The sequence below is a fragment of the Pseudomonas macauensis genome (genome assembly GCF_047902425.1).
Taxonomy (GTDB): domain Bacteria; phylum Pseudomonadota; class Gammaproteobacteria; order Pseudomonadales; family Pseudomonadaceae; genus Pseudomonas.
This window is the reverse complement of record NZ_CP138377.1, coordinates 2162892-2177912: the sequence shown is the minus strand read 5'-3', so window position 1 is coordinate 2177912 and position 15021 is coordinate 2162892. Positions and strand designations below refer to the sequence as shown.

Below are 15021 nucleotides of genomic sequence, written 5' to 3'. Positions count from 1 at the left end.
ATGCGGGCGATTGCCTGAACCGGATCGCCCGCATGCTGCACACCCTGGCCGTCGCCAACTACCGCTCGATCAACTCGCTGGTGCTGCCGCTGGGCCGGCTGAACCTGATCACCGGCGCCAACGGCAGCGGCAAGTCCAACCTCTATCGCGCCCTGCGCCTGCTCGCCGAGACGGCACAAGGCGGCGTGGTCAATGCGCTGGCCCGCGAAGGCGGACTGGAATCCACCTTCTGGGCCGGGCCGGAAACCCATTCACGGCGCATGCGCACGGGCGAGGTGGAAGTCCAGGGCGGCCCACGCAACGACGTAAAGCGCCTGCGCCTGGGCTTTGCTGGCGAAGACTTCGGTTACGCCATCGCCCTCGGCCTGCCACCGCCGCCGGTGGTCAGCGCCTTTGGCCTGGACCCGGAGATCAAGCACGAAAGCATCTGGGCTGGCCCCTGGTATCGCCCCGCGTCACAACTGGTGGAGCGCAACGGCCCGATGCTGCGCGCCCGCGAAGGCCGCAGCTGGCAAGTGCTGGAACAGCACATCCCGACCTTCGACAGCCTGTTCACCCAGATCGGCAGCGGCTCCGACTGCCCCGAAGCGCTACTACTGCGCGACCAGATTCGCGGCTGGCGCTTCTATGACCACTTCCGCACCGACGCCGACGCTCCCGCGCGCCAGCCGCAACTGGGCACGCGCACGCCGGTGCTGCACCACGACGGCCGCGACCTCGCCGCCGCGCTGCAAACCATTCGTGAAATCGGCGACGCTCGCGCCCTGGAAACCGCCATCAGCGACGCCTTCCCCGGCGCCGAGCTACAGATCGACTGTCAACCGGGCGGGCGCTTCGCCGTCGCCCTGAAGCAATACGGCCTGCTGCGGCCACTGAGCGCAGCGGAACTGTCGGACGGCACCCTGCGCTACCTACTGCTGGTAGCCGCCCTGCTCACCCCACGCCCGCCGTCGCTGATGGTGCTCAACGAACCGGAAACCAGCCTGCACCCGGACCTGTTGCCGGCGCTGGGGCGGCTGATCATCCAGGCGTCGAAGCACACCCAGGTGTGGGTCGTCTCCCACGCCAGCCGGTTGATCGCCACTCTGGAGGAGCACCCGGACTGCAATTGCCTGCACCTGGACAAGGAACTGGGCCAGACACGCATCCGCGACCAGGGCATGTTCGACGCGCCGGCGTGGCATTGGGCGGATTGAGCGAATCGCTTAACCCAGAAACGCGCCGCCCCGCAGGAGCGAGCCTGCTCGCGAAGCGCCCAGCACCGGAACCACCGGGAAGCGAAACGCCTGCGACTCAGGCAGCCACCTGATCCGCTGCGGCCTTGGCCACGCCCCGGCTCACCCACCAGCCGAAGATGGCGGCGGTGAAGAACATCAATACGCCGTAGATCGCCGCCGGGATCGCCATGGTCTTGTTGTTCAGCAGCATGGGACTGAGCGCCAGGGCGATGGCGAGGGTGCCGTTGTGGATGCCGATCTCCATGCCAATGGCCACCGCCTGCGGCTTGGGCAATTTGAGCAGGCGCGGCACCCAGTAGCCGACGGCGAGGCTGAGCAGGTTGAAGCACAGCGCCGCCGCGCCGACGACCGGGGCATAGGCGACGAAGGTCGGCCAGTCCTTGGCCACCGCCAGGACGATGATCACCAGCAGCAACAGCGCGGAGAGGATCTTCACCGGCTTCTGCAACGCGGCCGCCAGTCTCGGCAACTGGCGGCGGATGAGCATGCCGATGGCCACCGGCCCCAGGACGATAATAAACACCTGCACCACCTTGCCGAACTGCAGCGGGATGGTCTGGCCGTCGTTCATGAAGTAGAGCAGCGACAGGTTGACGATCAGCGGCATGGTGAGGATGGCGATCACCGAGTTCACCGCGGTCAGCGTGATGTTCAGCGCCACGTCACCATGGGCCAGGTGGCTGTAGAGGTTGGCGGTAGTGCCGCCGGGCGCCGAGGCGAGCAGCATCATGCCCACCGCCAGCGCCGCCTCCAGGGCGAAGCCGAGGGTGATCAGGAAACAGGCCAGCGGCAGCAGGATGATCTGGCAGACCAGCCCGATGATGACCGGTTTGGGATAGCGCACGACGCGGACGAAATCGGCGATCGTCAGGGACAGACCGAGGCCGAGCATGATGATGCCCAGGGAAATGGGCAAGAAGAGGGTCAGCAAGGGGCTGTCGGTCATTGTCGTTATTCTCCAACTGAAGTCGGCCGATTCCTTCGACCGTTACTGCGTTTGTAGCCGGCCTTGAGGGCGATAACCATTTCTTCCTGTAACAGAATGCGGAGATTTGTGACGAACGGAGCGGAATCGTGTGGGTGATGTTGTAGGAGCGAGCAAGCCCGCTCCTACAGGTGTCTCATGGCAGTAGTGGCGCGGGGGGGGGGGGTTATCCCCTCACCCCAACCCTCTCCCCGAGGAGAGGGAGTCGTCCGAAGTGACGGCAAACCTGAGTGCCGGATGGAAGCTCCAGACTTTCCGAGCCTGCCGAACGGTCCCCTCTCCCACTGGGAGAGGGTTAGGGTGAGGGCAGCCCGAGCGCCGGACCACCCAGCCCGAAACATCAGATCGCCGTCGCCCCGCCATCCACCGGCAGCGCGATACCGGTGGTGAAGCCGGCATTGTCGCTGCACAGGTACAGCACGGCAGCGGCAATCTCCTCGACACGGCCGACACGTCCCACCGGGTGCATGGCGGCGGCGAACTCGGCCTTCTTCGGATCGGCCTCGTAGGCGCGGCGGAACATGTCGGTGTCGATCACCGCCGGGCATACCGCATTGATGCGCACCTTCTTCTTCGCGTATTCGATGGCGGCGGACTTGGTCAGGCCGATCACCGCATGCTTGGAGGCGGCGTAGATGCTCATCTTCGGCGCGGCGCCCAGGCCGGCCACCGAGGCGGTGTTGACGATGGCGCCGCCACCCTGGGCGAGCATCACCGGAATCTGGTGCTTCATGCACAGCCAGACACCCTTCACGTTTACCCCCATGATGGCGTCGAACTCGCTTTCCTCGCCCTCGGCCAGCCGGCCCTTCTCGATCTCGATACCGGCGTTGTTGAAGGCGTAGTCCAGGCGACCGTATGCGGCCACGGTGCCTTCCACCAGCGCCTTGACCTCGGCGTCGCGGGTCACGTCGCAACGGATGAAGGTGGCGTCGCCGCCCGCCGCGCGGATCAGCTCGACGGTGGCCTCGCCGCCCTTGGTATCGACGTCGGAAACCACGACCTTCACGCCCTGCTGGGCAAAGGCCTGGGCGGTGGCGCGGCCGATGCCGTTACCGGCGCCGGTGACCAGGGCGACCTGGCCGGAAAGCAGCTGACTCATGAGCGAACCTCGAAGCGGTGTGGGAATAACCGTCGCAGTCTAGCCAGCCACCCGAGGAGGCGAAGCACTATCAGGCGGCGCATGGGCGATGCATCCATATCGATGATGATGCCTTCGATGCCAGATCACTCAGACCGATAAGCGATCATTCCTCCGGCGGACGGAGCTTGCCGCCACTGGCTGCGAGGACTATCACCTATGGCTTTCCCCTCATGAGTTCACTGCCATGACCGCCCAGATCAATCGCCAGTTCCAGCTCGCCCAGCGCCCGGTCGGCGCCGCCACCCGCGACACCTTCGCCTACGTGGAAACCGCGGTCGGCGAGCCCGGCCCCGGCCAGATCCTGGTACAGAACCAGTACCTCTCGCTGGACCCGGCCATGCGCGGCTGGATGAACGACGCCAAGTCCTACATCGCCCCGGTGGCCATCGGCGACGTGATGCGCGCCCTGGGCGTGGGCAAGGTGATCGCCTCGCAGCACCCGGACTTCAAGGTCGGCGACGAAGTGAACGGCGCCCTCGGCGTGCAGGACTACTTCCACGGCGAGCCCAAGGGTTTCTACAAGGTCGACAGCCAGCGCGCACCGCTGCCGCTGTACCTCTCGGCACTGGGCATGACCGGCATGACCGCCTACTTCGGCTTCCTCGACGTGGGTCAGCCGCAGGCAGGCGATACCGTGGTGGTCTCCGGCGCCGCCGGCGCAGTGGGCAGCGTGGTCGGGCAGATTGCGAAGATCAAGGGCTGCCGGGTGGTGGGCATCGCCGGTGGCGCGGACAAATGCCGCTACCTGGTGGAGGAGCTGGGCTTCGACGGCGCCATCGACTACAAGGCCGAGGACGTCAACGCCGGCCTCAAGCGCGAGTGCCCCAAGGGCGTGAACGTGTTCTTCGACAACGTCGGTGGCGACATCCTCGACGCCGTGCTGGCCCGCCTGGCGCCCAAGGCGCGGGTGGTGATCTGCGGCGCCATCAGCCAGTACAACAACAAGGAAGCGGTGCGCGGCCCGGCCAACTACCTGTCGCTGCTGGTCAACCGCGCGCGTATGGAAGGCATGGTGGTAATGGACTACGCCAACCGCTTCCCGGAAGGCTTCAAGGACATGGCGACCTGGATCGCCGAGGGCAAGCTCAAGTCGAAGGAAGACATCGTCGAGGGACTGGAAACCTTTCCCGAGACCCTGGCGAAACTCTTCAGTGGGGAGAACTTCGGCAAGCTGGTCTTGAAGGTCTGACGGACAGCAATGCAGGGCGAATAACGTTGGACGTTATCCGCCGACTCACCTTGGTTTCACCGCGCTCCGGGTTCAGCCACGAAGCCCATGTCCATGCCCGGCGTATCGGCGTACAACCGCGAACGGTTGTACGCCCTACGACGAGTCCCGATCCCTCTATCTCACTGATTTTCGACAAGCCTCGCCCCCCTATTCCATCTAAGCTTGCTCCTTGGTCGCCCCCAAGGAAGATTCACCGATGCCCCTCGCCCAATGGCTGCCCGGTCTGCACAGCCTGTTGCACTATCGCCGTGACTGGCTGACCCGCGATATCCAGGCCGGCCTCTCGGTCGCCGCTGTGCAGATTCCCACCGCCATCGCCTACGCGCAGATCATTGGTTTCCCCGCCCAGGTCGGGCTCTACGCCTGCATCCTGCCGATGCTGATCTACGCCCTGGTGGGCAGCTCGCGGCAGTTGATGGTCGGCCCGGACGCCGCGACCGCCGCCATGGTCGCCGCTGCGATCACTCCGCTGGCGGCCGGTGACCCGCAACGCCTGTTGCAGTTGTCGATGATCGTCGCGGTGATGGTCGGCGCGCTGTCCATCGCCGCCGGTTTCGCCCGCGCCGGCTTCGTCGCCAGTTTCCTCTCGCGGCCCACGCTGGTCGGCTATCTCAACGGCATCGGCCTGAGCCTGATCGCCGGCCAGCTCGGCAAGCTGCTGGGCTACCACAGCGAAACCAGCGGTTTCATCCGCGGCCTGGTCGCCCTGCTGCGCAACCTGGAGGCCACCCACCTGCCGACGCTCGCCCTGGGCTCGTCCACGCTGCTGCTGATGATCGTCCTGCCGCGCTTCTACCCGAAGATCCCCGGTGCCCTGGTCGGCGTGCTGTTCGCCACCCTGGCGGCGGCGCTGCTGGGGCTCGACCAGTACGGCATCAAGCTGCTCGGCGAAGTGCCCCAGGGCCTGCCCACGCTGACCCTGCCGCACACCACTATCGAGGAGATGGGCAGCCTGTTCCGCGATGCCATGGGCATCACCATCATCAGTTTCTGCAGCGCCATGCTCACCGCGCGCAGTTTCGCCGCCCGCCACGGCTACAGCATCGATGCCAACCATGAGTTCATGGCGCTGGGCATGGCCAATATCGGCGCCGGGATTTCCCAGGGCTTCGTGATCAGCGGTGCCGACTCGCGCACCGCGGTGAACGACATGCTCGGCGGCAAGAGCCAGATGGTCGGGGTCGTCGCCGCCCTGGTGATCGGCCTGATCCTGCTGCTGTTCAGCAAGCCGCTGGGCTGGGTGCCGGTGCCGGCGCTGGGCGCAGTGTTGCTGATGGCCGGCTGGGGCCTGATCGATTTCCGCGCCCTGCGCGGCTTCTGGAACCTGAGTCGGTTCGAGCTCGCCCTGTGCGTGCTGACCACAGTGGGCGTGCTCAGTGTCGGCGTACTGCCGGGCATCTTCGTCGCCATCATGCTCGCCCTGCTGCGCCTGCTCTACCTCACCTATCGGCCCCACGACGCGGTGATGGGCTGGGTGCACGGCATCGACGGCCAGGTGGAGCTGGAGCAGTACCCCAACGCACACACCCTGCCGGGGCTGGTGATCTACCGCTTCGATGCGCCGCTGCTGTTCTTCAACGCCGACTACTTCAAGCAGCGCCTGCTGGAAGTGGTGGCCCAGGCGCACCAACCACGTGCGGTGCTGCTCAATGCCGAGGGCATCCTCAACCTGGACATCAGCGGCCTGACGACCTTGCGCGAAGTGCAGCAGACCCTCGATGCCCAGGGCGTGCACCTGTCCCTGGCGCGGGTCACCGGCGAGACGCTGGCGATGCTCAAGCGCTCCGGGGCGCTGGGCGAGGTGAAGCCGCCGCTGGTGTTCAGCTCGGTGCGCGCCGGGGTCAACGCCTACAAGCGCTGGCATCGTCAGCGCAAGGCGCAGGACACCTGGAATCAGCCCTCAGAGCCGAAACTGCCCGACCAGCCCCTGTAGTTCGCGGCTGAGCTGCGCCAGCTCGACGCTGGAGGAAGCGGTGGACTCCATGGCCTGAGCCGATTCGTCGGCGATGCCTCGGATGCTGGTGACGCTGCGACTGATCTCCTCGGCCACCGCGCTCTGCTGCTCGGACGCGGCGGCGATCTGCTGGTTCATCTGGTGGATCACCGCTACCGCCGAAGCGATGGTGCCCAGCGCCGCCTCGGTCTGCACCGCATCGCCAACGGTCATTTCCACCAGCGCATGGCTGCGCTGCATGCGCTGCACCGAGGTGGCGGCGTCGCTCTGCAAGGACGTGATCAGGCTTTCGATCTCGGCGGTGGATTGCTGGGTGCGCCGCGCCAGGGCTCGCACCTCATCGGCGACCACGGCGAAGCCGCGACCCTGCTCGCCCGCTCGCGCCGCCTCGATGGCAGCGTTGAGGGCCAGCAGGTTGGTCTGCTCGGCGACGCTCTTGATCACGTCGAGCACGCTGCCGATATTCTGGCTCTCGCGGCCGAGCTGTTCGATGCTCTGGGTGGCGGTACGCACCGCCTCGGCCAGTTGTTCGATGCGGCCGAGAGTCTGGCGTACCACTTCCTGCCCGCTGGCCACCTTGCCGTCGGCCTGCTCGGCGGAGCTGGCGGCCTCCTCGGCGTTGCGCGCCACGTCGTGCACCGTGGCCGCCATCTGGTTCATCGCGGTGGCCACCTGTTCGGTCTCGGCCTTCTGCGTGTTCACCCCGAGCTGGGTGCGCTCGGTAACGCCGGACAGCGCCTGCGCCGACGCAGTGATCTGCCCGACGCCGTCGCGCAGGCGGCTGACGATACCGCGCAGGCTGTCGGCCATGCTCGCCACGGCCAGCATCAGTTGCCCCACCTCATCCTTGCGCCGCACCTCGATGGTCGCGCTCAGGTCGCCCTCGGCGATGCGACTGGCCATGCCGATCACCTGGCGCAGCGGGCGCACGATCATCCAGGTGATCAGCAGCGCTGCCAGCGCCCCCACCAGCAGCGCCAGCGCCGCCGAACCGAGGATCAACCCGGCGTTGGTGCGCAGCCCGGCGAGCATGGCCGACTGCTGCGCAGCGTAGGCGTCGTCCACGCGCTGCATGACCTGGTCCGCACGCTCACGCATCTGCGCGTGCACCTGTTTTTCCTGCTCCAGGGCGGCGGTGTACTCGTCGAGTTTCTCGACGAAGGCGTTGATATTGGTGACCACGTCCTTGAGCACCGTCACATAGGTCGGATCGGTGATGCTCGCCTGCAATTTGCTGGAAAGCTCCAGAGCCTCGGCGGCGGACTTGATACGACCATCCGTGGGTTTCTCCTCGCCACCCGATTCCAGGCGCGAGCGGGCTTCGTTGAGCCCCTGCAACACCAGGCGGGACAACTGGCTGACCTGGCTGGCCTGCTGCAACAGTTCTTCGCCTTTCTGCCCCTGGGATTCCTTCAGCTCATAGGCGCCATCATCGGCGAGGCTCGATTGCAGGATATCCAGGCTGTTGGACGCACCGCTCACCGACCAGCTCGCGGCATCCAGCGACAGGCGCCGGCTCTTGCTGGACTGCTCGAAGCGATCGAAGGCCGCCAGGTAGTCCGCGATGCCCTGCTCCACCTGCGTCATGGTCGCCGCCTGCTCGGGCAGCGTCTTGAGCCGTGCCACCCGTTCGCCCAGCTGCGCCGCGTGCTTGCGCAGGTCATCCGCGGCCGTGGGGTTGCCATCGAGCACGAAGTCCTTCTCGCGCAGGCGCATCTCCAGTACCGAGCGATTGATCGTCGACAGGTCGTTGAGCAGCTCGAAGCGCTGGGAGATCGAGCACAGCGAGGCGACGCCGATCACCGCCACCAGCGCCGTCAACAGCAGCACCAGGCCGAATCCGATGGCCAGTTTCTTCGCCGTTCCCATATCGGCCAGACGTCGCTGCACGAACGCAACCATGGCATCTCCCCCCAGCATGCAGGCGATCCTTCGGGACGAAGGTCTCCTGTTCGTTGTCGTCGTTTTTTCGGGGAACATTAGGAGCGTCGTCGGACGCTGGATAGAGTCCGAGACGGTGATGGCACCGTGATGCTGCTGATGGATACGTGCAGGTCGTATCCAGAACATTGATAGGAGTTTTCAGACCCAACCTGCAGATAACGCCGACAGCGCCAGCCTTGGACCCCGGGCAAATTCCGACACCTCTGTCTTGAACCGGGGTGCGCGAATGAATGCCAGCTATCGACTGATCCTGCAGCGTCCGCTTGCCGGATTCGCCGCCGAGCTGCAAATGCCGGAGCTGTACCGCGAACAGCAGCGGATCGATCCCTGGCTGAAAAAGCGCAGATTGCCGTCGATCGCACGCTTTCTCTGCCCCTTCGAGTACGACGAGGCCGCAGGCGAGTTGCTCGACTGCTGGTTCGACGCCGACAGCGGCCGGCGCCTGGTGCAGGCCATCCTCGATCTGCTCCGGCAACAGACGCTGGAATTCGCCGACCGCCCCGCCCTGTTGCGGGAGCTGTTCGCCCTGGGCGAGCGGCTGGACGCGGCACGCTTCAGCGACAACCGCTGGCGCCTGGGCCTTTCATTGGATTTCGCCTGACGGCTTACTTGGGGCGAATCATGCTGAAGGTGTCGCGGGTGTAGCTGTACTGGGTTCCACCCAGGCGTCCCACCAGGTCCAGCTTCGCCGGGTCGACATGGCGCTCGTCGCGCATCACGCCGTCATCGACATGCGCCAGCAGCACGCGGGCGAAGATCAGGTAGGCGCTGGGCTTGTCCGCCGGATAGGGAATGATCTCGGCCAACTGGCACTCGAAAGCCACCGGCGCACCGACCACGCGCGGCGGCGCCACACGCTCGCTGGGCACGGTCGCGATGCCGGCATGCTCGATCTCGCTGACGCCGTGGGGCAGCCAGGCTGCGGTAGCGTTCATCATCTCGGCCTGGGCGGCGCTGACCAGGTGGATCACCAGCTCGCCGGTTTCGCGAACGTTGTGCAGGGTGTCCTTCACGCTGCCATCGCCACGCACGCTGGTGTTGACCATCAGGGTCGGCGGCTCGTCACTGATGACCTGGAAAAAGCTGAACGGCGCGAGGTTGCTCTTGCCCTCTGCGGACAGCGTGGAAACCCAGGCGATCGGGCGCGGAGTGACGGTGGAAGCCAGCCAACGGTAGGCGTCGGCGGGCGCGAGGGTGGTGAAATCGAGTTGCATGCAAGGGTCCCCTGACTGCCGGGCGGATCGGTACGTCCGTCCGCCCGGCGATTATGCCCGCGCCAGAGGCTCCCTACACGCCAGCGTTAACGTCCGGCGCGCGACTCCTTGATGTAGAAACGCGCCTTGCTGGCCTTGTCGAGGCAACCACCGTAGGACTCGACCTGTTGCTCGGTCTTGGCGGCGGTGATCAGGGTCAGCGCCTTGGAATAGCTGACGGTTCCAGCGAAACCCTCGGCCTTGGCCAGGTCCAGCTCCTTCCAGGCCGCGTTGAGTTCGCTGGCGCAGCTGTCGCGGTCGACCGTGGTGCCCGAGCAGCCGACCAGCAGCAGGCTGGCGGCGAGTGCAGCATAAAGTGCCTTCATGACGACCTCCTTGGTTGTGCAGGCGCCTTCCAGCTTAGACGGCCCTGGCCGCTCGCGCCGGACTACACTGGCTGTTCGTCCATTCCACGAGGAGCATGATCATGCTGTATCACGGAAGCTGCCACTGCGGCGGCATCGCCTTTGACGTCGAAGGCGATATCGGCGAAGTCACCCAGTGCAACTGTTCGATCTGCAGTCGGCGCGGTTCGCTGCTGTGGTTCGTGCCCCGGGACAAGCTGCGCCTGACCACGCCGGAAAGCGCCATGAGCACCTACACCTTCAACACCCACCGTATCAAGCATCATTTCTGCCCCACCTGCGGCTGCGCGCCGCTGGCGTTCGGAGCGATGCCCGACGGCAGCCCGATCGCGGCGGTCAACGTGCGTTGCCTGCCGGACGTGGATGTGAGTGGGCTGAAGGTTCGCGAGTACGATGGCAAGAGTGTGTAGCGGGCAGGACATGAGGAGCGCCTTGCAGGCGCTTATCGCGGAGAAGCTCCGCTCCTACGGGAGCAGAGTTAGCGCGCACAGAGACGCTTTGTTTTTGCCCTTGCCTTTGAGGACTTCCAGAGAAGTATCCGCACGCGCCGGAATGCCCCTTCAGGAGGCCGAGTGGAATCGGAGTTTCAGGGGTTGAGCGGCATGGATGCCGCGAGAGCGTCGTTGGGCCATGGATGGCCCATCGACGCGTGCCCCTGAAACTTCGATGGAGCGAGGGAACCCCGGCGAAGCCGGGGCCGGATGATGGGGCAAGACCTTTTGGTTCCTTTTGCGTCGTTTGACAAAAGGGACTCGCCCGAGGGGGCGAAACAAAATCTCTCAGCACACGCCGAAGCGGCGCAGAAACACCCAACCCCAATATCGGCGGATAACGCCTTAGGCGTTATTCACCCTACGGAAAGCAAGAGCATCGCGGACGGAGTCCGCTCCTACGGTTTGCCGGTTAGCACCGAGGCAGTTCTCGTAGGAGCGGATCTTGTCCGCGATCACGGGCGCAAGCCCGTCGCCCTCGCCGCAGAAAAGCAATAGGCACAAAAAAGCCACTCCGAAGAGTGGCTTTTTCAGCGACCGATGACGGATCACTCCGGCATCTTCATCACCACACGGCCACCGCCCGGGCAGGTTTCCATGTAGTAGTTGGCGTCGCGGTACTGGGCGAAGTCGAACACCCGGTCGATGCTCGGCTTGAGCAGCTGGTCGGCGGTCATCTGGTTGATCGCGGTCAGCGCCCGCTGCACGGCGTCGTCGTTGCGGGTCAGGCCGATCTCCGGTTGCCCGGTGAAGTCCAGCACGCAGTGACGGTAGAACTGCAGGTGCTTCTTGAACGCCGCACAGGCCGGGAAGGCTGCGTCGTTGCCGCCGTTGATGCCATAGAGGATCAGCTTGCCGCGCTGCGCGGCCACGTCACCCAGCAGCTTCATCTGCGGGCCGGCGCACTGGTCGAGGACGATCTCCACGCCCTCACCCTTGGTGAAGCGCTCGACTTCCAGCACCAGGTCCTGCTCCTCGGTGTAGATGACCTTGTCCGCACCCAGCTCCTTGAGGAACGCACGGCTGTCCTCGTGGCTGGTGGTGGCGATCACCTGGGCACCGAGCGCCTTGGCCAGTTGCACGGCCTGCGGAGCCAGGCAGTGGCCAGCCTCGGTGATCAGCACGCGCTGGCCGGGCTTGATCTGCGCCAGTTCCACCAGCGCGAAGTAGGAATACAGCAGGCCGGTGTAGTGCACGGCGGCTTCGACCGGGCTCAGTACCTCGGGATAGCGCGTCAGCGACGTGCGCGGCAGGACGACGTGGTCGCCCCAGGCCGGGTAGAGGTTCGGCGAGTTGGCCGGGAAGCTGGCCACTGGGGTGCCGGGTTCGAGGTCGTCGACCCCTTCGCCCACGGCCTCGACGACGCCGGAGAGTTCATAACCGATGCCCGCCGGCAGCTTGGCCTGATCCGGGGCGAGGTTCTGCCGCCAGAGCACGTCGCGCCAACTGACGCCCAGTGCCTGGGTACGGATCAGCACTTCACCCGGCCCCGGTTGCGGGGTCGGCATTTCCTCGATCTTCAGGACCGAGGCGTCACCGAACTGGTGGAAACGGATCATGCGGGACATCACATACCTCGCCTTTTAATATCTCTATAGCCACGGACTCTATCCGGGCTTTGGGGGCGACACCACCGTTCACCGTTGATAATTGACATAAACAGCGATGATTCGGCACCGGCGAAAACCCTGGCCCGACGCGGCCCGGAGGCTCTGCGACGGGTGTTTTCCGGGATATGCCGGGCACATTTGCGGCTCGATCGGGAGTACACGACAGGTGTACGATTCTCGATAAAAAAGTGGAAATTGATCAAGGACTTATCTGTCAGACTTGACGCAGGTCGCGTCGGGCTTCACTTTTCCCCCATCGTCAGGGAGTCCCCATGAACCGCAACGACCTCCGCAAGGTTGACCTCAACCTGTTGATCGTTTTCGAGACGTTGATGCACGAGCGCAGCGTGACCCGCGCGGCCGAGAAGCTGTTCCTCGGCCAGCCGGCGATCAGCGCGGCCCTGGCACGCCTGCGCAGTCTGTTCGACGACCCACTGTTCGTCCGCACCGGGCGCAGTATGGAACCCACCGCGCGGGCCCAGGAAATCTTCGGCCACCTTTCCCCAGCGCTGGACTCCATCTCCACCGCCCTGAGCCGCGCCGCCGACTTCGACCCGGCCACCAGCAAGGCGGTGTTCCGCATCGGCCTGTCCGATGACGTGGAATTCGGCCTGCTGCCGCCGCTGCTGCGCCGCCTGCGCTCCGAAGCGCCGGGCATCACCCTGGTGGTGCGCCGCGCCAACTACCTGCTGATGCCGCAGCTGCTGGCCTCCGGGGAAATCTCCGTGGGCGTGAGCTACACCGATGAGCTGCCGGCCAACGCCAAGCGCAAGACCCTGCGCCGCAGCACCTGGAAGGTCCTGCGCGCCGACTCGATCCCCGGCGCCCTGACCCTCGACGATTACTGCGCGCGCCCGCACGCGCTGGTGTCCTATGCGGGCGATCTGGACGGTTTCGTCGACCAGACCCTGGCCGAGATGGACCGCAAGCGCCAGGTGGTGCTGGCGGTGCCGCAGTTCGTCGGTCTCGCCCAGCTGCTGGCCGGCACCGACATCATTGCCACCGTGCCCGAGTACGTGGCGCAGGCACTGACCGCCAGCGGCGGCCTGCGCGCCGACGAACCGCCCTTCCCCACCCGGCTAGCCGACCTGTCGATGGTCTGGCGTGGCGCCCAGGACAACGACCCGGCCGAACGCTGGCTGCGCTCGCGCATCACCATGTTCGTGGGCGACCCTGACAGTCTCTGACGTCCAGTAGGCGTAACTCTACCTGTAGGAGCGAGCTTGCTCGCGAAGCTCTTGTCACCCGACATACCGTGCAATGCGGGTTCGCGAGCAAGCTCGCTCCTACAAAAAAGCGCATTCGGGCAAATCCCATGCCCACTTCTTCCATCTATTCGTGCGCATAGTGCAAAGGCATTTATCACTCCACGTGATAATCAAAATTTGCTCGTTCGATTAGTTCCCGGGCGTCCCCGAACGCAGACTCCGCTCCATCAGAAGTCCCAAAACCAATTAGAACGCCGGAGTCTTTTCCATGGAGCGAAATCTCAAAACCTTGCGTATTCCGTTGGCGCTCGCCGCCGCGCTGGTGCTCAGCGCGTGCGGTAAAGGCCAGGATGCGGCGCAGAACATGCCCGCTCCCAAGGTCAGCGTGGCGGAAGTCATCGAACAGTCGATCAACGAATGGGACGAGTTCACCGGCCGCCTGGAGGCTCCGGAATCCGTCGAACTGCGTCCGCGCGTCTCCGGCTACATCGACCGCGTGGCCTTCCGCGAAGGCGCGCTGGTGAAGAAAGGCGACCTGCTGTTCCAGATCGACCCGCGCCCGTTCGAGGCCGAGGTCCATCGCCTGGAAGCGCAGCTGCAACAGGCCCGCGCCAACCAGACCCGCACCGTCAACGAAGCCGCCCGTGGCGAGCGCCTGCGCGCCACCAACGCCATTTCCGCGGAGCTGGCCGACGCCCGTAGCGCCGCCGCCACCGAGGCCAAGGCCGTGGTCGCGGCGACCCAGGCGGAACTGGACAACGCCCGCCTGAACCTGTCGTTCACCCAGATCACCGCGCCCATCGACGGCCGCGTCTCGCGAGCCGAAGTGACCGCCGGCAACCTGGTGAACAGCGGCCAGACCCTGCTTACCACCCTGGTCTCTACCGACAAGGTCTACGCCTACTTCGACGCCGACGAGCGCGTCTACCTGAAGTACATGGACCTGGCCCGCAAGGGTGGCCCCGACGCCCGTGGCAGCAGCCCGGTGTACCTGGGCCTGACCGGCGAGGACGGCTTCCCCCACGAAGGCAAGCTGGACTTCCTGGACAACCAGGTGAACCCCAAGACCGGCACCATCCGTGGCCGCGCGGTGTTCGACAACGACGGCAACCAGTTCACCCCCGGCCTGTACGCCCGCATCAAGCTGGTCGGCAGCGGCACCTACCCCGCCGCACTGATCAAGGACGACGCGGTCGGCACCGACCTGGGCAAGAAGTTCGTGCTGGTGATCGACAAGGACAGCAAGGTGCAGTACCGCAGCATCGAGCTGGGCCCGAAGCTGGAAGGCCTGCGCATCGTCCGCAACGGCCTGGCCAAGGGCGACCGCATCGTGGTCAACGGCCTGCAGCGGGTCCGCCCCGGCGCCCAGGTCGACGCGCAGAGTGTCGAGATGGCCAGCCAGGCCACCCTCGCCACCCTCGCCCGACAGCGCCAGGCCCTGGCCCAGAGCGAAGCGCCGAAGGTCGCCGAGAAATCCGCCAGGCCGAGCGCGCCGCGCGGCTGATCACAACCCGCAATCCATGAACTGATGTACCAGGCCCTGTCCCACCAGGGCCTCGGGTGACCTTTGTCCCGGGTTTGGCGAACCATACGTTCGC

13 protein-coding genes are annotated in these 15021 nt (G+C 65.6%); 7 read left to right on the top strand and 6 right to left on the bottom strand.

Annotated elements, in window-relative coordinates:
* Nucleotides 1–32 precede the first annotated feature (32 nt).
* Nucleotides 33–1196, top strand: coding sequence for an AAA family ATPase (locus SD196_RS10340; RefSeq protein WP_275607771.1), 1164 nt, complete (start codon nucleotides 33–35; stop codon nucleotides 1194–1196).
* A 97-nt stretch (nucleotides 1197–1293) separates the two neighbouring features.
* On the opposite strand, the gene SD196_RS10335 is transcribed toward SD196_RS10340, so the two are convergent.
* Both SD196_RS10335 and SD196_RS10330 read right to left on the bottom strand, forming a co-directional pair.
* Nucleotides 1294–2184, bottom strand: coding sequence for a bile acid:sodium symporter family protein (locus SD196_RS10335; RefSeq protein WP_331313979.1), 891 nt, complete (start codon nucleotides 2182–2184; stop codon nucleotides 1294–1296).
* A 379-nt stretch (nucleotides 2185–2563) separates the two neighbouring features.
* The gene (locus SD196_RS10330; RefSeq protein ID WP_416311395.1) at nucleotides 2564–3325 is read right to left on the bottom strand and encodes an SDR family oxidoreductase; all 762 of its coding nucleotides are present in this window, start codon (nucleotides 3323–3325) and stop codon (nucleotides 2564–2566) included.
* A 226-nt stretch (nucleotides 3326–3551) separates the two neighbouring features.
* On the opposite strand from SD196_RS10330, the gene SD196_RS10325 reads away from it, so the two are divergent.
* Together SD196_RS10325 and SD196_RS10320 are read left to right on the top strand one after the other, a co-directional pair.
* A complete protein-coding gene (locus SD196_RS10325) occupies nucleotides 3552–4556 on the top strand; it encodes an NADP-dependent oxidoreductase (protein WP_416311394.1) in 1005 nt (334 codons plus the stop codon).
* 238 nt (nucleotides 4557–4794) lie between these two features.
* On the top strand, nucleotides 4795–6531 hold the full coding sequence (locus SD196_RS10320) for a SulP family inorganic anion transporter (RefSeq protein ID WP_275607775.1): 1737 nt from the start codon (nucleotides 4795–4797) through the stop codon (nucleotides 6529–6531).
* Here the strand turns inward: SD196_RS10320 and SD196_RS10315 are convergent.
* Nucleotides 6499–8454: a methyl-accepting chemotaxis protein gene (locus SD196_RS10315; protein WP_416311393.1), complete on the bottom strand. Its 1956-nt coding sequence runs from the start codon at nucleotides 8452–8454 to the stop codon at nucleotides 6499–6501. The two genes, SD196_RS10320 and SD196_RS10315, sit on opposite strands and share 33 nt — an antisense overlap.
* Before the next feature lie 268 nt (nucleotides 8455–8722).
* On the opposite strand from SD196_RS10315, the gene SD196_RS10310 reads away from it, so the two are divergent.
* The gene (locus SD196_RS10310; protein ID WP_416311392.1) at nucleotides 8723–9097 is read left to right on the top strand and encodes a hypothetical protein; all 375 of its coding nucleotides are present in this window, start codon (nucleotides 8723–8725) and stop codon (nucleotides 9095–9097) included.
* Nucleotides 9098–9101: 4 nt separating this feature from the next.
* Here SD196_RS10310 and SD196_RS10305 read toward each other — a convergent pair whose 3' ends face one another.
* A complete protein-coding gene (locus SD196_RS10305; protein ID WP_331313968.1) occupies nucleotides 9102–9710 on the bottom strand; it encodes a flavin reductase family protein in 609 nt (202 codons plus the stop codon).
* Between the two features lie 86 nt (nucleotides 9711–9796).
* Entirely contained in the window at nucleotides 9797–10075 is a 279-nt protein-coding gene (locus tag SD196_RS10300; RefSeq protein WP_275607779.1) for a hypothetical protein, read from the bottom strand.
* A gap of 101 nt (nucleotides 10076–10176) precedes the next feature.
* On the opposite strand from SD196_RS10300, the gene SD196_RS10295 reads away from it, so the two are divergent.
* Complete coding sequence (locus SD196_RS10295) at nucleotides 10177–10524, top strand: GFA family protein (RefSeq protein WP_275607780.1); 348 nt, start codon at nucleotides 10177–10179, stop codon at nucleotides 10522–10524.
* Between the two features lie 629 nt (nucleotides 10525–11153).
* Here the strand turns inward: SD196_RS10295 and SD196_RS10290 are convergent.
* Nucleotides 11154–12173 (bottom strand): zinc-dependent alcohol dehydrogenase family protein, encoded by a 1020-nt coding sequence (locus SD196_RS10290; RefSeq protein ID WP_370601262.1) that lies wholly within the window; start codon nucleotides 12171–12173, stop codon nucleotides 11154–11156.
* A 314-nt stretch (nucleotides 12174–12487) separates the two neighbouring features.
* Between SD196_RS10290 and SD196_RS10285 the strand changes: the two genes are divergently transcribed.
* Both SD196_RS10285 and mexE read left to right on the top strand, forming a co-directional pair.
* The gene (locus tag SD196_RS10285; protein WP_275607782.1) at nucleotides 12488–13402 is read left to right on the top strand and encodes a LysR family transcriptional regulator; all 915 of its coding nucleotides are present in this window, start codon (nucleotides 12488–12490) and stop codon (nucleotides 13400–13402) included.
* A gap of 289 nt (nucleotides 13403–13691) precedes the next feature.
* Nucleotides 13692–14927 carry a multidrug efflux RND transporter periplasmic adaptor subunit MexE gene (mexE, locus tag SD196_RS10280; RefSeq protein ID WP_416311391.1) on the top strand — a complete coding sequence of 412 codons (1236 nt, stop codon included), beginning with the start codon at nucleotides 13692–13694 and terminating at the stop codon, nucleotides 14925–14927.
* Nucleotides 14928–15021: the final 94 nt, after the last annotated feature.